The 17,835-nt window shown below is 59.7% G+C and carries 16 protein-coding genes; 12 read left to right on the top strand and 4 right to left on the bottom strand.

The genetic code is table 11. From position 1 onward, the window contains the following. Nucleotides 1–220 precede the first annotated feature (220 nt). From RBB49_RS03040 to hemP, 9 genes are all read left to right on the top strand, one after another. On the top strand, nt 221–991 hold the full coding sequence (locus tag RBB49_RS03040; protein WP_306141184.1) for an ABC transporter ATP-binding protein: 771 nt from the start codon (nt 221–223) through the stop codon (nt 989–991). Beyond that, complete coding sequence (locus RBB49_RS03035) at nt 988–1,695, top strand: ABC transporter ATP-binding protein (protein ID WP_306141183.1); 708 nt, start codon at nt 988–990, stop codon at nt 1,693–1,695. The genes RBB49_RS03040 and RBB49_RS03035 overlap by 4 nt, the downstream gene beginning before the upstream one ends. 5 nt (nt 1,696–1,700) lie before the next feature. Continuing rightward, on the top strand, nt 1,701–2,573 hold the full coding sequence (locus RBB49_RS03030; protein WP_306141182.1) for a branched-chain amino acid ABC transporter permease: 873 nt from the start codon (nt 1,701–1,703) through the stop codon (nt 2,571–2,573). A 14-nt stretch (nt 2,574–2,587) separates the two neighbouring features. After that, nucleotides 2,588–3,553 (top strand): branched-chain amino acid ABC transporter permease, encoded by a 966-nt coding sequence (locus RBB49_RS03025; protein WP_306141181.1) that lies wholly within the window; start codon nt 2,588–2,590, stop codon nt 3,551–3,553. A 97-nt stretch (nt 3,554–3,650) separates the two neighbouring features. Next, nucleotides 3,651–4,856, top strand: a complete 1,206-nt coding sequence (locus RBB49_RS03020; RefSeq protein ID WP_306141180.1) for an ABC transporter substrate-binding protein — start codon at nt 3,651–3,653, stop codon at nt 4,854–4,856. 340 nt (nt 4,857–5,196) lie between these two features. Further along, nucleotides 5,197–6,375, top strand: a complete 1,179-nt coding sequence (locus RBB49_RS03015) for an NAD(P)/FAD-dependent oxidoreductase (RefSeq protein ID WP_306141179.1) — start codon at nt 5,197–5,199, stop codon at nt 6,373–6,375. 92 nt (nt 6,376–6,467) lie between these two features. Beyond that, complete coding sequence (locus RBB49_RS03010) at nt 6,468–7,505, top strand: LacI family DNA-binding transcriptional regulator (protein WP_306141178.1); 1,038 nt, start codon at nt 6,468–6,470, stop codon at nt 7,503–7,505. 82 nt (nt 7,506–7,587) lie between these two features. Then, nucleotides 7,588–8,052, top strand: a complete 465-nt coding sequence (rirA, locus tag RBB49_RS03005) for an iron-responsive transcriptional regulator RirA (protein ID WP_306141177.1) — start codon at nt 7,588–7,590, stop codon at nt 8,050–8,052. A 397-nt stretch (nt 8,053–8,449) separates the two neighbouring features. Next, the gene (gene hemP, locus RBB49_RS03000) at nt 8,450–8,665 is read left to right on the top strand and encodes a hemin uptake protein HemP (RefSeq protein ID WP_306141176.1); all 216 of its coding nucleotides are present in this window, start codon (nt 8,450–8,452) and stop codon (nt 8,663–8,665) included. A gap of 195 nt (nt 8,666–8,860) precedes the next feature. On the opposite strand, the gene RBB49_RS02995 is transcribed toward hemP, so the two are convergent. From RBB49_RS02995 to betI, 4 genes are all read right to left on the bottom strand, one after another. Next, nucleotides 8,861–10,144: an adenylate/guanylate cyclase domain-containing protein gene (locus RBB49_RS02995; RefSeq protein ID WP_306141175.1), complete on the bottom strand. Its 1,284-nt coding sequence runs from the start codon at nt 10,142–10,144 to the stop codon at nt 8,861–8,863. Nucleotides 10,145–10,277: 133 nt separating this feature from the next. Beyond that, nucleotides 10,278–11,741, bottom strand: a complete 1,464-nt coding sequence (gene betB / locus RBB49_RS02990; RefSeq protein WP_306141174.1) for a betaine-aldehyde dehydrogenase — start codon at nt 11,739–11,741, stop codon at nt 10,278–10,280. A 45-nt stretch (nt 11,742–11,786) separates the two neighbouring features. Further along, nucleotides 11,787–13,445: a choline dehydrogenase gene (betA, locus tag RBB49_RS02985; RefSeq protein ID WP_306141173.1), complete on the bottom strand. Its 1,659-nt coding sequence runs from the start codon at nt 13,443–13,445 to the stop codon at nt 11,787–11,789. 14 nt (nt 13,446–13,459) lie between these two features. Then, the gene (gene betI, locus RBB49_RS02980) at nt 13,460–14,062 is read right to left on the bottom strand and encodes a transcriptional regulator BetI (RefSeq protein WP_306141172.1); all 603 of its coding nucleotides are present in this window, start codon (nt 14,060–14,062) and stop codon (nt 13,460–13,462) included. Between the two features lie 220 nt (nt 14,063–14,282). On the opposite strand from betI, the gene RBB49_RS02975 reads away from it, so the two are divergent. From RBB49_RS02975 to choV, 3 genes are all read left to right on the top strand, one after another. Beyond that, a complete protein-coding gene (locus RBB49_RS02975; RefSeq protein WP_306141356.1) occupies nt 14,283–15,236 on the top strand; it encodes a choline ABC transporter substrate-binding protein in 954 nt (317 codons plus the stop codon). Between the two features lie 73 nt (nt 15,237–15,309). Continuing rightward, a complete protein-coding gene (gene choW, locus RBB49_RS02970) occupies nt 15,310–16,152 on the top strand; it encodes a choline ABC transporter permease subunit (protein ID WP_306141171.1) in 843 nt (280 codons plus the stop codon). Further along, nucleotides 16,149–17,195, top strand: a complete 1,047-nt coding sequence (gene choV, locus RBB49_RS02965; protein ID WP_306141170.1) for a choline ABC transporter ATP-binding protein — start codon at nt 16,149–16,151, stop codon at nt 17,193–17,195. Before choW ends, choV begins: the two co-directional genes overlap by 4 nt. The last annotated feature ends 640 nt before the right edge of the window (nt 17,196–17,835 follow it).

Raw genomic sequence — 17,835 nt, 5'->3', positions numbered from 1 at the left:
CCCGCGAACTGGACATTCCGCTGGCCCGGGTTTTTTGAAAAATCTTGCCCTTTCTGGCCAAAAACCCGGTGATTACCGGTTGATTGCGCCGCCAATAAAGTTAGAAGGTCTGAACGCTGCGACCGGGCGCCCTGCGCGTGCCATAGAACCAACGCCAAAAGGCGTGGCGCAGCGCAACGAAAAAAGAAAGACCGCTTCAGGGGGGCGGCGAGGAGCTTGAATGCTTGAGCTTGACCAGCTCGTTATGGATTTCAGCGGGTTCAAGGCGGTCAATGGCTGCTCTTTCCGTGTCGAGGAAAACAGCATCACCGGACTGATCGGTCCCAACGGTGCAGGAAAGACGACGCTCTTCAACCTCATAGCCGGAGCCTTGCAGCCGACGAGCGGCAGCATACGGTTCCTTGGCGAAGACGTCACCAACCTTGCGAGCCATCAGCTGTTTCACAAGGGGCTTGTGCGCACATTTCAGATCCCGCATGAGTTTCACAAACTGACTGCGCTTGAAAACCTGATGATGGTGCCGCCGTCCCAGCCCGGCGAGAGCCTGTTCGCGAATTGGCTCGCATGGGGGCGCGTCAAATCCTCGGAACACGACGTCGAACGCAAGGCATATGAAACGCTGGAGTTCCTGGAACTGAGCCATGTCGCCCATGAACGCGCCGGCAACCTGTCGGGCGGCCAGAAGAAGCTTCTCGAGCTGGGCCGCACCATGATGACCGATGCGAAGCTGGTCCTGCTGGACGAACCGGCAGCCGGCGTCAACCGGACGCTGTTGCGCAAGCTGGAAGCCAAGATCGAGATCCTCAACAAGGAACGTGGCTACACATTCATCCTGATCGAACACGACATGGAGATGATCGAGAAGCTTTGCGATCCGGTTGTCTGCATGGCCGAGGGCCGGGTGCTGATCCAGGGTGACTTCCAGACCGTTCGCTCCGATCCGCAGGTTCTGGAAGCGTATCTGGGTGAAACCACGGGAGATGCCGCATGAGCGCGCTTCTGTCGATGGAGCACCTCACCGGTGGCTACGGTGAGGCCGATATCCTGCAGGATGTGTCCATGTCCGTGTTGCAGGACGAGATCGTCGTTATTGTGGGGCCGAACGGCGCGGGCAAGTCAACCGCCATGAAGTCCGTCTTCGGTTTGCTGACCATTCGCGGCGGAAAGATGCTGTTCGACGGTGACGATATCACCGGCTGGGCCCCGAACCGCATCGTCCAGCGCGGGATATGCTACGTGCCGCAGGTGGACAACATCTTCCGGGAAATGTCGATCCAGGAAAACCTGGAAATGGGTGGCTTTCTCAAGACCGGCGATCTCTCGGCGGCCTATGACAGGGTCTACGAGCTGTTCCCGGACCTGAAGGAACGTCGCAAGACGCTTGCCGGAAGTCTCTCCGGAGGACAGCGGCAGATGGTTGCCATGGGCCGCGCCCTGATGCTCGACCCGAAACTGCTGCTGCTGGACGAGCCGACGGCAGGCCTGTCGCCGAAATACATGGAACAGATTTTTCAGATCTGCCGTGACGTGCGCGACACCGGCGTTGCCATCCTTCTTGTCGAGCAGCACGCCAAGCAGGCGCTTGCCTTCGCGGACCGGGGCTATGTTCTGGCTGCCGGCAAGAACCGCCATGAAGGCACGGGTGCGGATCTCCTGGCTGACCGTGAAGTCGCCGAAATGTTTCTGGGTGGGTGATCGGCATGGATCTTTTCGAACTTCTGAATTTCTACATCGTGCCGGGTGTCGTGCTCGGGTCCATCTATGCGCTGGGTGCGGTCGGGATCACCCTGATCTTCGGCATCCTGCGGTATGCCCATCTGGCCCATGGTGATCTGGCGACCCTCGGAGCGTTTCTGGCGCTGGCGGTGGTCACCGGATTTGGCGTCTCGCCCTATGCCGCGCTCCCCGTTGCCATCCTGGGAACAGCTGCTGTTGCGGTCGGGATCGACAAGGTCTTTTACGAACATCTGCGAGAGCGTCCCAAGATCGTGACGGTGATGGCCTCGCTCGGCATCGCTCTGATGATCCGTGCTGTCGTCCAGGTCGTCTGGGGCGTCGACACGCAGACCTACACCCGCGGCATTGTCCGGCCCGAGGACTATTTCGGCATTCGTGTCCGTGACCGGGAGCTTTACACGATCCTGGCAATGGTCGTTCTGGTTGGTGTTCTGCAGCTCTTTCTCACGCGGTCCAAGTGGGGCAAGGCCATGCGCGCCATGTCCGACAACCCGAACCTTGCCTTGCTGTCCGGCATCGACAACAAGAAGGTGGTCATGCTGACCTGGGTGATCGCCGGCGGCCTTTGCGCCGCATCCGGCTTTTTTCTCGGGATCAACACCGAGCTGAAGGCCATGATGGGCTGGCACATGCTGCTGCCCATGTTCGCCGCTGCCATTCTCGGCGGTGTCGGGCGGGTGGAAGGCGCCGTGCTTGGCGGTCTGATCGTCGGCGTCGCCGAGGAGGTCTCGGTGCTGTTCATTCCAAGCGAGTACAAGGCCGCCATGGCCTTTGCGATCTTGCTGTTCATGTTGCTTGTGCGCCCGACAGGGCTGCTCAAGGGCAAAGTGCTTTAAGGGGAGGGAGCAGGATGGAACTTCTGGGTCTCGTCAACTACGCCCTCTTCATGGCGATCTTTATCTGCATTTATGCCCTTCTGGCCCTTGGCCTGAACATCCAGTGGGGGTTTGCAGGTCTGTTCAATGCCGGTATCGCCGGCTTCTTCGCGGTCGGTGCCTATACGTCCGCCATCATATCGACCCCGCCCGCGGACGGCCGTATCGGCGGCTTCGACCTGCACTTTGTCGTCGGATGGATCGCAGCCATGCTGGCGGCTGCGCTAGTCGCCTGGCCGATCGGCAAGATCTGTCTGCGCTTCCGCTCCGATTATCTGGCCATTGCCACTATCGGTATTGCAGAGATCATTCGGCTGGTCATCAAGTCCGAACCGGCCCTGACCAACGGTGCGCGCGGCATTTCCAGCATTCCCCGTCCGGCGGGCGACCTTGCCTACATGGAATCCCAGATCGCCTATCTGGTGATCGTGCTCGCGGTTCTGATCGCGGTCTATTTCCTGGTCGAGCGCCAGTTCAATGCCCCGTGGGGCCGCATGATGCGCGCCATCCGCGACAATGAAGACGCGGCCAAGGCGATGGGCAAGAATGTCGAATTCCGCCGTCTTGAAGCCTTCATCTTCGGGGCTGCGCTGATGGGACTTGGCGGGGCGCTGTTTGCCCATTTCAACCGCTCGATCACACCCGAAGCCATCGATCCGATGGTGGCAACCTTCCTGATCTGGATCATGTTGATCCTGGGCGGATCGGGCAATAATCGCGGCGCCATTCTCGGCGCGGCCGTCGTTTGGATCATTTGGTCCGTTTCAGAGATTGCAACCGACCGACTTCCGACTGAATATGCGGTCCAGGCAAAATACATCCGCTTGTTCCTGATCGGCCTCATGCTGCAGCTCGTGCTGCGCTTCCGGCCGGAAGGCCTGCTTCCCGAGCCATTGAGGGGAGACCAGCGGGTAACGAAATCCGGGACGGACCAGAGTTAGGCCCGTTCCGTGGGTCCTGCCGCTCTGCCTTGAAGGGCGCGGGAGCCGCCAAACTTAAAGACCCGGCAAAGACCGGACTATTGAGGAGGTACTCTTGATGAAAACCAAGTTTCTTGCACTTGCCGCCGGAATGATGGCTGCAACCGCTCTGGCATCCGTGCCCGCACAGGCTGACGTCAAAATCGGTCTGATCGGCGGCGTGTCCGGCCCGATCGCGGCCATGGCGCCGGCCATGATCGACGCGGCCCAGCTTGCCGTTCAGCAGGTGAACGAGCAGGGCGGCATCGGTGACGGCGAAACCCTGGTCGGCGTCGTCGGCGACAGCGCCTGCAACCCGCAAGGCGGCACGGATGCAGCCACCAAGGCCGTCAACATTGAAGGCGTTGTTGGCATCGTTGGCCCGCATTGCTCGGGCGCTGTTCTGGCTGCCGCCGGATCGGTCACGATCCCGGCCGGCATCGCACTGATCACGCCGTCCGGAACCTCGCCGGAAATCTCCGGCCTGGAAGACAAGGGCACCGTGTTCCGCACCGTCCCTTCCGATGACTACCAGGGCCGCGCGCTTGCCCGCACCATGAAAGACATGGGCTACGGCAAGGTTGCGGTTGCCTACCTCAACAATGACTACGGCACTGGCCTCGCCAACGCGTTCAAGGCCGAATATGTCGATGAACTCGGCGGTGACATCACCCAGTTCGCCGCACACGAGGAAGGCAAGGCCTCCTATCGTTCCAACCTGGCGGAACTCGCCAAGGGCGGCGCGGACACGCTCGTGATCTTCGACTATGGCGACGGCACCGGTCTCACCATCCTGCGCCAGGCTCTGGAAAACGGTTTCTTCGACAAGTTCGTCGGCGGTGACGGCATGAAGTCCGACGCCGTGATCAACGAACTGGGCGCGGAAAACCTGTCGACCTTCGTCGCGTCCTCGCCGGTCGGTGAAGCCTCCAAGTCGCTGGACATGTTCAACGAAGCCTTCAAGGGCATCGGCGGCGACCCGGATGCGATCTTCGCCAACACGTCCTATGACGCTGCATTCCTGCTGGCGCTGGCCGTTGAAAAGGCGGGCGGCAAAAAGGAAGACGTAGCGGCAGCCGTCGTTGAAGTTTCCAACGGCGAAGGCGAAGCCATCCTTCCGGGTGAATGGAAGAAGGCCAAGGAACTGATCGCGGCCGGTACCGCCATTGACTACAAGGGCGCAGCCGGTGATCACAACTTCGACGCCAAGGGCGACGTTCCGGGCACCTACGCCCTCTTCGAGGTCGGCTCCAACGGCTTCGAGACCATCACCGAGATGAAGTAAGCTTTTTTTAAAAGAGCTTCGAGGAAGCCGGCGGGTCGAAAGATCCGCCGGTTTTGTTTTGGTGGCGCCGCAACTTCTTTGTCATCCCGGGCAAGCGAAGCGAGACCCGGGACCCACTCGCTTCCAGAGATTAACGAGTTTTCGCAGTTGCTCTTCCTGCGAAGCACTCAGACCCGATTGACAAGTTGATCTGAGAGTAGGCCCCGGATCTGCGCTGGCGCTTGTCCGGGGTGACAATCCTAGTGAGACTGCGGAATCGATTGATTACATAAGTTCCAGCTAGACCAGGGCTCGATAACAGCCCTTACTCACACGATCCAAACCCGCTATAAGCGCGCCCATGCGTGATCTGGATGTTCTTGTGCTCGGCGGCGGTGCCGCCGGATTGATGTGTGGAATTGAGGCCGCCAGGCGCGGGCGCAACGTGTTGGTTGTCGACCATGCCAAACGGCCGGCGGACAAGATCCGGATCTCAGGCGGCGGCCGCTGCAATTTCACCAATCTGCACTGCACGCCTGCAAACTTCCTGTCGCAGAACCCGCGGTTCTGTGTCTCGGCGCTCAAGCGCTACACGCAGCAGGACTTTCTTGCGCTTGTTGAAAAGCACCGCATTTCCTGGCACGAAAAGACGCTCGGCCAGCTCTTCTGCGACAACAGCGCGAAAGACATTATTCGCATGCTTTTGAACGAGCTCGAGGCGGCGGGCGGAGCGCTGCAGCTTGAAACCGGCATCAAGGCGGTCGAGAAGCCGGACGAGTGGTTTTCGGTGGCAACGTCGAAAGGGCCGCTCAAGGCAAGGTCGCTGGTCGTCGCCACGGGTGGGCCGTCGATCCCGAAAATGGGTGCGACCGGCTTCGGCTATGACCTTGCAAGGCAATTCGGGCTGGACGTGGTTCAGCCGCGCGCGGCGCTGGTTCCGCTGACCTTTTCCGATGCCAACAAGGATCTGTGCGCACGGCTGTCCGGCATATCCGTTGATGCGTGCGTGTCCTTTGGCAAAACGGTGTTTCGCGAAGGTCTGCTGTTTACCCACCGCGGCCTGTCTGGGCCCTCGATCCTTCAGATCTCGTCCTACTGGAAGGAAGGCAGCCCGATTTCCGTTGATTTGCTGCCGCAGACCGACGTGTTTGACGTGCTTCGCAGCGCGCGCCGGGACAGTCCGAAACAGGATCTGAGGACGGCACTCACGCAATTGCTGCCCAATCGGCTGGCAGAAGAGCTTGCCGGGACATTTTCGCTCGGCGGCCGTCTGGCCGATCAGTCGGACAAGGTGTTGCGGCGGGCATCGGACCAGCTCAACCGCTGGCAACTGACCCCGGTCGGAACGGAAGGATACCGGACGGCGGAAGTCACGCTCGGCGGCGTGAACACGAAGGAACTGTCATCCAAGACGATGGAAAGCACCAAGGTGCCCGGCCTCTACTTCATCGGCGAGGTGGTGGACGTCACCGGACATCTTGGCGGGTTCAATTTCCAATGGGCCTGGTCCTCTGGTCACGCGGCCGGGCAATTCGTTTGATGAACCGGTAAATCCCGCGCTATCATGCGCTGCAGCATTTTTTGATGACCGTTCCTCATTGCGCTGTATACTCATGCCAAAAAGAGGTTCGGATGAAACGCGTCACCATTCATGATGTGGCTGAGGCAGCGGGGGTCAGCCTGGCAACGGTCGACAGGGTGCTGAACGGTCGCCCGGGTGTGCGCAAGGCGACCATTGAAAAAGTCAGGTCAGCCGCCGACGGCCTGAATTACAAGCCGGATGTCTTTGCCGCCGGTCTTGCAAAGAAACGCGTCTACAGGCTCCATTTCCTTATTCCCGACGGTCCGAATGCCTTCATGGAAGATCTGACGCGTGAAGCCAGGGCGCACGCCGAAACGCTGAGCAGCGACCGCGTCACCGTGCATGTGGAGCCGATCGATGCCTTTGACGGTCACAGGGTTGCGGGCACGCTTGCGATCCTGGACAGGTCTGTCTGTGATGGTGTCGCGGTGGTCGCGCCGGCGTTCCCCGAGGTCAGGGCGGCCATCGACCGGCTTCAGGATCGGGGCGTACCCGTCGTCACCCTGGTTTCCGATCATCCGGTCTCCGCGCGTCAGCACTTTGTCGGCATCGACAATACGGCCGCAGGACGCACGGCGGGCCGCTTGCTCGGACGGTTCCTGCCGGAGAGAAATGCGAAAGTCGCACTAATCGCAGGTTCGCTGGGACTGAGGGATCACGCCGAACGGTTCGCCGGCTGCAGGCAAATTGTCGAAACGGACTTTCCGCATCTTGAGCTTCTGAAGGTTCGCGAAGGGCGCGACGACAACGAAAAAAACGCAGACCTTGTGAAACGCCTGCTCAAGGAACACCCTGATCTTGCGGGGCTATACAATATCGGTGCCGGCAACAGGGGCGTCATCGCGGCGCTTTCGGCAGGAAAACCGCGCAAGGACGTTGTTTTCGTCGGTCATGAACTGACCCCTTACACACGCGACGCCTTGGACGCCGATGTCATGGATGCCGTCATTGCGCAGGATCCGGGCCACGAGATCAGAAGCGCCGTCCGGGTCTTAAAGGCGCTGTGCGACAAGGAGCCTATCATTGAAGGTCAGGAGCGCATCGGTATTGATATTTTTCTGAAGGACAATCTGCCGGGAGTGCTTTGACAAAGAACTTTCTTTTCAAAGTGTCATTTTACACTCAAATTTTCCCATTGACCTTTGAGACATCGCGCCGCATATCTAGAACATGCGACTGACACAACAGACAAACTATGCGGTGCGTGCTCTCATGTACTGCGCCGTGAACCCCGACAAGCCAAGCAAGGTAGCCGATATCGCCGCCAGCTTCGACATGTCGGAAACCCACCTTTTCAAGATCATGAAGGTCCTGGTCGACGCCAAGCTGATCAAGACGATACGTGGCCGCAATGGCGGGGTGATGCTTGGACGGCCGGCGGAGCAGATATCGGTTGGTGAGGTCGTGCGTGCGGCGGAAGAAAGCTTCCTTCTTGCAGAGTGCTTCGATTCCGGCCGCAAGGACTGCCCGCTGATCATGTCCTGTGGCTTCAACGGCCTGTTGCACGAAGCGCTCGAAGCCTTCATGGCGGTCCTCGACACCAAGTCGATTGCGGATCTCTCCGAAGACCGGTTCGGCATGCGCGATCTTTTGAAGATCGATGTGACCGAGACACCGATTGCCGCCAACGCCTGAAGATTGCCTGTCAGTTGTTGAACAAAGCGCCACCATCCGGTCGGCGCTTTTTTTGTTGCTCAGCAGCTTTTTTTGAAGGTCCTGACAAGATCCGTGGCAGGTCGGATGCGCCTTTGAGAAAAGGCCGGGCTGGCTTGCCGCTGAGGGAGAGGAGAGGGCGGTTGGCTGGCCTGGCATTTTTGTCTGAGGTTTCCCGCAGACCCCTGTTTCGCTCAAAACCGGAGGACGCGATTTCCAGTTCCGTATCGATCAGGCATTGCCTTGATAGGAAAAGTTGAGTATGAGTGTCAAGTATAAAGTTGAGTAAGAAACTCACCTTTTAATTGTTCTTAATTGGACGCCGGGATGAGCCTCCTTTCATCCGGCAAAACAGCATAGGCCAGGGACCGATAGTGCCATGACACTCACCGCCAACAGCCAGAAACGACGCCTCTCAATTTCGACTGCGGGCGGCCCAAGGACCGCCTTGGCGGGTAAACCGGTGCGCGAACAGAAATCGGAATTCGATTCGCGTGATCTCTTCAGCGGTTTGAGGCAGATCCAGATCCAGCACAATGAAGAAACCTACCGGCTCTCCATTACAAAACAGGGGAAACTGATCCTCACGAAGTAAGGTCGCATCAAGTACCAATGTCCTGTCCGCTGGCCATTTCCCGCGTGCGCGGTCAGGCAAAAGAAGGGACGATCGTTGAAGCCGACAGGCAGAGAGCGGTTTCCCTGCCCCTTCCCCCAACCCACTTGGGGGAAGGGGACTTAAAAGCCCGTAGTCTGTCCCGGGAAACGTTTTCCGGCGTTGGCAAGCAGGAAATCAGGCAGAATAGATCGCGACAGGTTTGCCGACACCGCGCAGGGCATGCTCGCCCATTTCGTTGAGGCTCGTCTTGAGATCACCGGCGAGCGCGTTGCGCACCGGCTCCGTCAGGAGCAGTTCCCGCCCCAGAGGCTTGCAGAGAGACTCCACGCGGCTGGTTTCGTTGACGGCGCGCCCTATCACCGTGAAATCAAGGCGCTCCTCGCCTCCGACATTGCCAAAGAAGACCTCGCCCCTGTGAAGCCCGATCCCGATTTTCAGAGGATGCCACAGATCGGCTTCAGGCAGGTCATCGGGCGGTGTGTCGTTCAGGGCCTCAATTGCCTCCAGCGCTTTCCGCGCGGCTTTGACGGCAGCGGTGGCCGCCGCACCCTCACCCAGGACTTTCTGATCGAAAACGGCAAGAACGCCATCGCCCATGAATTTCAGAATATCACCGCCTTGGCTCAGCACCGCATCGGAGATCCGGTCGAAATACGCGTTCAGGATGGCCGTTACCTCCGGCCCGCTGAGACGGTCGGCAAGCTGGGTAAAGCCGCGCATGTCGGCCATGAAGACAACCGCTTCGATGGCCTCTCCGTCGCCGCGCCGGATTTCACCGTCAAGCACGCGCCGTCCCGCGATCGGACCGAGATAGGTGTCGGCGACATTGCGCGCGATGCGCTGCACGATGTGACGCTCGACATGAAGCGCCAGCAGGTCGATCAGACGTCGGATTTCTTCCTTGTCCGAGGTTTCAAATCCGCCCGGCCGCGTCGTCCCGAATGTCATCGCGTTGAAGGTCTTGCCTGACGCACTCAGGGGGAGCGCCACGTAAGACGTGAAGCCCTGGTCTGCGAGTTCCTCCATGAGCGGAGAGGACGTCCGGCCGTCTTCGGTCTCAAGGTCGACCCTGATCATCTGGCCTTCCATGATCACCTTGTAGAGCGGATTGCGCGTAAACGCGGCTTCATTGACGGCACCCGCGTCGGCGGCAATTTCGTCGCACAATTCGTCGACGCTGCTCCAGAACCAGGAAAACCCGATCACCCTGGGATGCAGGGTGCCCATGTGAAGGGTGCAGCGATCAATGCCAAGGTCGGCCGCCTTGCAGCGCCACATGAATTCCTCGAACATCAGCATGACGTTGTCGATCCGCGTCGCCTCGTGCAGCAGCCAGTTATGCAGATCCTCGATGGTCTGGTGATCGGGTGCGCAGGCCGCTCCGCGTTCCGACCGGTTGAGAACGTAAACATGCGGTGCGTAGCTGCGTGGTGCGGGATCAAGCACGGTGCGGGTCATACGGTTTCCTGACGAATCTGTGTTGACGTTAATCTGGTTTGCCGCAGAGAAACTTCAATCTGTCACCGTGCCAAACAACAAAAATTCCCCGGGGTGAACCCGGGGAATTTGGCTTTAGATGCAAAGCTCGCTGTCAGAAAGCGGCTTCAACGCCGTCCATTTCGACATAAACGCTCTTCAGCTGGCTGTAATACTCGATCGCCGCGTGCCCGTTCTCCCGCCCGATCCCGGACTTCTTGTAACCGCCAAACGGCATTTCGATCGGGGTGAGGTTGTAGGTGTTGATCCAGCAGGTACCCGCCTGCAGCCTGCCGATTATCCTGTGCGCGCGCTGAATGTCCTTGGTGAAGACCCCTGCCGCCAGACCGAACTCGGTGTCGTTTGCACGGGCGACGACATCGTCTTCGTCATCGAAATCAAGCACACTGAGCACCGGTCCGAAAATCTCTTCCCGGGCAATTGTCATGGTGTCCGTAACATCGGCAAAGACGGTCGGCTGCACGAAGTAACCGTCCGGGAAGCTTGCAACCTCGGCCGCGCCGCCGCCGCAAACGAGACGGGCACCTTCGTCCTGTCCGACCTTCAGGTAGTGCAGCACCTTGTCGAGCTGCGCTTTGGAGACAAGCGGACCGATACTGGTTGTCTCATCCAGCGGGTCGCCGAGCACGGCATTTGCCGTGCGCTCCGCCAGCCGTGCGAGAAAGCGTTCCTTGATCGCGGTGTGGACGAAGACCCGCGTTCCGTTGGAGCAGATCTGTCCGGTGGAATAGAAGTTGGCGTTGATCGCGGCGGAAACCGCGTTTTCGACATCTGCATCGTCAAAGATGATCAGCGGGGACTTACCGCCGAGTTCAAGTGTGGTTTTTTTCAGGTGTTCACCTGCAAGTGCGGCCACCTTGGCACCGGTCGGCACGGAGCCTGTCAGCGAGACCTTCGCGATGTCCGGATGCGCCACCATCTTCGCGCCGACATCGCCGAACCCCTGAATCACGTTGAAGACACCGTCCGGGAGCCCGGCTTCGCTCAGGGCTTCGGCCAGCTTGAGCGCGCTCAGGGGGGTGACCTCGGACGGCTTGAAAATCATGGCGTTGCCGCAGACGAGCGCGGGGGCGGCTTTCCAGCAGGCGATCTGGATCGGGTAGTTCCAGGCACCAATGCCGAAACAGATCCCCAGTGGTTCGCGCTTTGTGTAGGCGAACGAGCCGCCAAGATCGATATGTTCTCCCGTAAGCGTTGCAGCGAGGCCGCCGTAATATTCAAGGCAGTCCGCGCCGGAGGCCGCATCTGCCACAAGCGTTTCCTGCAATGGTTTTCCGGTATCGAGCGTCTCCAGGATGGAGAGCTCGCGGTTTTTCTCCCGCAGGATGTCGGCAGCGCGGCGCAAGACCCGGCCCCGCTCTGCCGGAGGCGTCTCCGCCCAGACCTGCTGGCCTTTTCTGGCGGCTGTGATCGCGGCTTCGATCACAGCATCGTCGGCCGGGGTGATGCGGGCAATTGTCTCGCCGGTCGCGGGATAGACGCTGTCGAAAGGCGTTCCCGACCGGCTTTCCATATAGGACCCGCCGACGAAGTGTGAGGCATTCGGTTGGGCGCGCATTGAAAGGCTCCTGCAAAGGGCTGTGACCGGCGACGCGGTCAGAATTCAGCGTTGACTGTTTTCCCAGTCCGGGTGGATCCAGGGCTGTTGATTGGAAGCCGGAAGCGGGTCCTTGCCGAGTATATGGTCAGAGGCTTTCTCGCCCACCATGATGGACGGCCCGTTCAGGTTTCCGTTTGTGATCAGCGGAAAGATGGAACTGTCGGCAACGCGCAATCCGTCGACGCCAATGACACGGCACTCCGGATCGACAACGGCCAGCGGATCGTCCTTTGCCCCCATCCGGCATGTGCCGCAAGGATGGTAGGCGCTTTCCACATGTTCGCGAATGAAGTCGTTGAGCTGTTCGTCGCTCTGCACTTCGTCGCCCGGCTGGATTTCCTTGCCGCGATAATCTGCGAAGGCGTCCTGGCCGAAAATTTCCCGCGTCAGCCTGATGCAGGTCCGGAAGTCCTCCCAGTCCTCGTCATGCGACATGTAGTTGAACAGGATGGAGGGTTTGGCCTTCGGATCCGATGATGTCAGCGAGACGCGCCCGCGTGACTTCGATCGCATCGGCCCGACATGCGCCTGGAAACCATGGCCTTCCGCAGCTGCCTGTCCGTCATAGCGGACCGCGAAGGGCAGGAAGTGGTACTGTATATCGGGATATTTGACGCCGGCCTTGCTGCGGATGAAGGCGCAGCTCTCGAACTGGTTGGACGCGCCGAGACCGTTCTTGAAGAACAGCCACTGCGCGCCGATCATGGCCTTGGAAAAGAGGTTCCAGTGCTTGTAAAGCGTGATCGGCTGCGAGCAGGCCTGCTGGATATAGAGTTCAAGGTGATCCTGCAGGTTGGCGCCGACGCCGGGCCGGTCGGCCACGACGTCGATGCCGAGTTCAGACAACTGTTCTGCCGGACCGATGCCCGACAGCATCAGGATTTTCGGCGAATTGATCGACGAAGCGGCCAGGATAACCTCGCGCGTCGCCCTGACTTCCCGGATCTCGCCGCCTGTTTCAAACTCGACGCCGACGGCGCGGTTGTTCTCGATCAGGACCTTGCGGACAAGGGCGCCCTTGATGAGATCCAGGTTGCCGCGTTTGAGGGCGGGCTTGAGGTAAGCGTTCGCGGCTGACCAGCGACGGCCGTTGTGGACCGTCATTTCCATGTCGCCGAAGCCTTCCTGTTTTTCGCCGTTGTAGTCCTCGGTGAGTTCATATCCGGCCTGGCGGCCGGCATCGCGGAAAGCATGGAACAAGGGGTTCCACTTGGTTCCGCGCTTGACATGCAGCGGCCCGTCGGTGCCGCGCCATCCGGCCTGTCCTTGCGGGTTCTGTTCCTGGCGCTTGTAATAGGGCAGCACGTGCCGGTAGCCCCAGCCGCTTGCCCCCATTTCTTCCCAGGTGTCGAAGTCCATCGCGTGGCCGCGCACGTAAACCATGCCGTTGATCGAAGACGAGCCGCCGATCACCTTGCCGCGCGGTGTCGCGAGGCGGCGGCCGCCGAGATGCGGCTCCGGCTCGCTCTCATAGCCCCAGTCGTAAATCGGCATGTTCATGGGATAGGAAAGCGCAGCGGGCATCTGGATTAGCGGTCCGATGTCCGTTCCGCCGAATTCGAGTACGAGCACCCGGTTTTTCGGGTCCTCGGAGAGCCGGCTTGCCATCGCGCAGCCTGCGGAACCTGCCCCTACGATGATGAAGTCAAACGTGTCGGTCATTGAGAAGCTCCGGCTCAGTGGTCCTTGCTGCGGCCCGCATGAGCGGCAATCTGGTTTTCAACATAGTCCTCGACCATTGCGATGGCCGCCTGGCGGTCGGTTTGCGCATCGCTCAGGGCCTGGCGGATCCAGACGCCGTCGATCATCGACGCCGTACCTTCTGCGATCCGGCGCGCTTCGTCTCTTGGAAGGAAGAATCGCAGATTGTAAGTCAGGTTGGAGGCGAGCCTCGCGGCATAGATCCGCAGGAGGCGGCTGTTGCTTTCGGTGGTTCTGGATTGAACGTAAAAGGCCAGCCAGGCCGCGATCACCGCCGGCTGAAACTGGTCCACCGCGAAGTTTCCGGCGATAATCGCGGAGATGCGTTCGCGTGGCGTTTCGGCTTTTGCAAGGCTCTCCCGGATGGCGCGCCCGAGCTCGGTCAGCAAGTGCCGCATGGTTGCGGCAAGCAATTGATCTTTCGAGCCGAAATAGTGATGCACGAGACCGCCGGAAACGCCCGCACGCTTGGCGATCTGCGCCATCGTCACGTCGCTGTAACCGCGTTCATGTATCGCGTCCACGGTGGCATCGATGAGGCTCCGCCGCCGCTCTGCTTCCATTCCGACTTTGGGCATCCTGGTCTCCGGACTTTTCCGATTCTTATTTTTAATTGATCAATCAATCAATGAAAACTTGCAAAATGTCGCTTTGGATGCTTGGATTGCTGCGGAACAGGGGTTGGCAGGCGGAGGGGGCACGTTTCACACTGCGCCCTTGAGGTCTGGAGGTCGAGATACGCGCATCAAGCGTGACGTCACTCCCTGCACAAACGATAATTTGCTTTCCAAAGGAGGTATACTCATGAACATTGCAGCGAAACTCGCTGGAGGCCTTGCATTGGCCGTCATGCTGTCCGGCACGGCAATGGCAAGCGAACCGGAAGCCTGCAAGACGGTGCGTTTCTCGGATGTCGGCTGGACGGACATCACGGCAACGACTGCAGCAACATCCGTGGTGCTAGAAGCTCTTGGCTATGAGCCCGAGGTCAAGATCCTTTCAGTTCCGGTGACCTACGCGTCCTTGAAGAACAAGGATATCGATGTCTTCCTCGGCAACTGGATGCCGACCATGGAAGGAGACATCAAGGCCTATCGTGAAGACGGCTCCGTCGAGACGGTCCGTGCGAATCTCGAAGGCGCGAAATACACGCTTGCCGTGCCGAAATACACCTACGACAAGGGCCTCAAGAGCTTTGCGGACATTGCCAAGTTCCGTGACGACCTCGACGGCAAGATCTACGGCATCGAGCCGGGCAATGACGGCAACCGCCTGATCATCGGCATGATCGACCAGAACCTTTTCGATCTGGAAGGCTTCGAAGTTGTTGAATCGTCCGAGCAGGGCATGCTCGCCCAGGTTTCCCGGGCCGGAAAGCGCGACAACGACATCGTCTTCCTCGGCTGGGAACCGCATCCGATGAATGCCAATTTCGAGATGGCCTATCTCGAAGGCGGCGATGACATCTTCGGCCCGAACTTCGGTGGTGCCACGGTCTACACCAATGTGCGCGCCGGTTATGTCAAGGAATGCCCGAATGTCGGCAAGCTTCTGGAAAACCTTGAATTCTCGCTGGCCATGGAAAACGAGATCATGGGCGCGATCCTGAATGACGGCGAAGACCCGAACAAGGCAGCCGCTGCCTGGCTGAAGGTGCATCCGGCCACGTTCGAAAGCTGGCTGGTCGGGGTCAAGACTTTCGACGGCGGTGACAGCTTCGCCGCGGTCAAGGGTGCCCTTGGCGTCGAATAAGACCTGACACAGCGCCGGTGCGGACCTTCCGCCCGGCGCATTTTTTTGAACTGAGACGAACCGGAGCAGCGGCTTGGACTGGCTTACAGAACATAAACTGCCGATTGGAAAATGGGCGAAAGCCTTTTTTGACTGGCTGACCGTGAATGCCGCCTGGATCTTTGACGGCATTTCCATTTTTCTGGAGTCCCTGATCGACGGGATCCTGTGGTTGCTGCAGACCCCGCATCCGCTGATCATCGTTGCCATTGCCGCCGGTATTGGCTTCGCTGTCCACCGTACAATCGCCTTTACCGCCTTTGTTGTTCTGGCGCTGCTCCTGACGATCAACCAGGGGTATTGGGAAGAGACCACCGAAACGCTTGCGCTGGTTCTGGCGGCTGCGGTTGTCTGTATGGTTGCCGGCGTGCCCATCGGCGTTTTGGGCGCGCACAATCCACGCTTCTATGCCGCGATCCGGCCGGTTCTCGACCTGATGCAGACAATTCCCACCTTCGTCTACCTGATCCCGGCGCTGATCCTGTTTGGGCTTGGCATGGTGCCCGGCTTGATTGCCACCGTCATTTTCGCTATTCCCGCCCCGATCCGTCTGACACAGCTCGGCGTTTCCTCCACGCCGAAGGCATTGCTGGAGGCGGGTGAGGCGTTTGGTGCGACGAAATCCCAACTTCTGTGGAAGGTGGAGCTTCCCTATGCGCTGCCTCAGATCATGGCCGGTCTCACCCAGACCATCATGTTGTCGCTTTCCATGGTCGTGATCGCGGCACTGGTTGGCGCGGATGGTCTCGGGGTGCCGACGCTCAGGGCGCTGAACACCGTGAACATAGCCCAGGGCTTCGAGGTCGGCGTCTGCATCGTTCTCATCGCAATCGTGCTCGACAGGTTCTTCAGAAAAGAGGAAGGAGGCAAGCGATGAGTGAGGCAACAACATCCCCGATCGTCTCCTTCCGCGATGTCGATATCGTTTTCGGAGATGCCCCCAAATCGGCCCTGCCGATGATCGACGCCGGCAAGACCCGGCAGGAAATCCAGGCCGAGACAGGCCAGATCCTGGGTGTCGCCGGCGCCAGCCTCGACATTCATGAGGGCGAGGTCCTGGTTCTGATGGGGCTCTCGGGATCCGGCAAGTCGACCTTGCTGCGCGCCGTCAATGGTCTCAATCCGGTGATCCGCGGCGAGGTTCAGGTGCATGACGGCAACGGGTATGTGAACCCGGAAACCTGCTCCGCGAATGATCTGCGCGAATTGCGTCGAAGCCGCATCGCCATGGTTTTCCAGCAATTCGGGCTCCTGCCCTGGCGCACCGTTTCGGAAAATGTCGGCTTCGGCCTCGAGCTCGCGGGCATGACACCCAAGGACCGCGCCTCCAAGGTGGAAGAGCAGTTGAAGCTTGTCGGCCTGTCCGGCTGGGGAGAGAAATACGTTCACGAGTTGTCTGGTGGCATGCAGCAGCGTGTCGGCCTTGCCCGCGCCTTTGCAACGGATGCTCCGATCCTTTTGATGGACGAGCCTTTCTCCGCGCTTGATCCGCTCATTCGCGACAAATTGCAGGATGAGCTTCTGGATCTTCAGAAGGAACTCAACCGCACGATCATTTTCGTCAGCCACGATCTGGACGAGGCGGCCAAGATCGGCTCGCGCATCGCCATCATGGAAGGCGGCCGGATCATCCAGCTCGGAACGCCTCAGGAAATCGTCAAGAACCCGGAAGACGGCTACGTCGCCGATTTCGTCAGCCACATGAACCCGCTCAATGTGCTCAGGGCACGGGACATCATGGTGCCGCCCGGCAGTCTGCCGGGCTCCCTGGCGAGCGGCCTGACCTGCGAGGCGGCAACACCGGTGCGCGAGGTCGCAAGGCTCAAGCGCTCCAGCACCGAGCCCGTCGTCGTTCAGAAAGACGGCGCCATTGTCGGCGTGATTGGTGAAGGCGAACTGCTTGACTGCATGCTGAAGTGAGGCGAGGGCGACAATGCCCTCAATTTTCCGCTGCGCAATGCGTCTGTGTTGTCACATCTGCGCGGTGCAGTCGTTCGTTTGAACGACGACATATGTCGTTGGTTCGTAACCCATCCTTCGAGACGGACCGTTCGGTCCTCCTCGGGATGAGGCTGTTTGAAACATGCTCCGCTGAAACAGCGCTTTAGTGGCACAGTGCTGTCCCGGACGCAGCAACGCGGAGATCCGGGACCCATGAGCCATAGAGTTGATGTTGATCCTCGATAGGCGCGTCGGAATGAGCTCCCCGGTCCCGGCTCGCGCTGCGCTTGGCCGGGATGACGGCGGTAAGGTTTTTAGGGATCACCAAAACCCACGGCCTCATCACGGGGAAGCACCAAGACCTGTCCCAAAGCATCCGGGTACACCCAACTTCATCCTGAGGAGCGCGAAAGCGCGTCTCGAAGGAGGGCCGTCAAAGCCGGAAGCAACGCGGTGGCATTTGCTTTGTTTTGCCGCCGTCATCCCGGACGAACAGCGTGAGATCCGGGACCGGTGAGCCATGGCATTCATTGCTGATCCGAGAGAGACCGGTCCCCGGTCCCGGCGCGTGCTGCGCCTGGCCGGGATGACAAGTGTTCAAGCATCGCCCTATCCGGTC

It is taken from the genome of Roseibium sp. MMSF_3412 (assembly GCF_030733265.1).
Classification (GTDB): domain Bacteria; phylum Pseudomonadota; class Alphaproteobacteria; order Rhizobiales; family Stappiaceae; genus Roseibium.
The sequence above is the reverse complement of the archived record's forward strand: the minus strand, read 5'-3'. Positions and strand labels throughout refer to the sequence as shown.

Coding starts and splice junctions, on each gene's coding strand:
- RBB49_RS03040 (WP_306141184.1), top strand. CDS start 221: ATGCTTGAGCTTGACCAGCTCGTTATGGATTTCAGCGGGTTCAAGGCG.
- RBB49_RS03035 (WP_306141183.1), top strand. CDS start 988: ATGAGCGCGCTTCTGTCGATGGAGCACCTCACCGGTGGCTACGGTGAG.
- RBB49_RS03030 (WP_306141182.1), top strand. CDS start 1,701: ATGGATCTTTTCGAACTTCTGAATTTCTACATCGTGCCGGGTGTCGTG.
- RBB49_RS03025 (WP_306141181.1), top strand. CDS start 2,588: ATGGAACTTCTGGGTCTCGTCAACTACGCCCTCTTCATGGCGATCTTT.
- RBB49_RS03020 (WP_306141180.1), top strand. CDS start 3,651: ATGAAAACCAAGTTTCTTGCACTTGCCGCCGGAATGATGGCTGCAACC.
- RBB49_RS03015 (WP_306141179.1), top strand. CDS start 5,197: ATGCGTGATCTGGATGTTCTTGTGCTCGGCGGCGGTGCCGCCGGATTG.
- RBB49_RS03010 (WP_306141178.1), top strand. CDS start 6,468: ATGAAACGCGTCACCATTCATGATGTGGCTGAGGCAGCGGGGGTCAGC.
- rirA (WP_306141177.1), top strand. CDS start 7,588: ATGCGACTGACACAACAGACAAACTATGCGGTGCGTGCTCTCATGTAC.
- hemP (WP_306141176.1), top strand. CDS start 8,450: ATGACACTCACCGCCAACAGCCAGAAACGACGCCTCTCAATTTCGACT.
- RBB49_RS02995 (WP_306141175.1), bottom strand. CDS start 10,144: ATGACCCGCACCGTGCTTGATCCCGCACCACGCAGCTACGCACCGCAT.
- betB (WP_306141174.1), bottom strand. CDS start 11,741: ATGCGCGCCCAACCGAATGCCTCACACTTCGTCGGCGGGTCCTATATG.
- betA (WP_306141173.1), bottom strand. CDS start 13,445: ATGACCGACACGTTTGACTTCATCATCGTAGGGGCAGGTTCCGCAGGC.
- betI (WP_306141172.1), bottom strand. CDS start 14,062: ATGCCCAAAGTCGGAATGGAAGCAGAGCGGCGGCGGAGCCTCATCGAT.
- choV (WP_306141170.1), top strand. CDS start 16,149: ATGAGTGAGGCAACAACATCCCCGATCGTCTCCTTCCGCGATGTCGAT.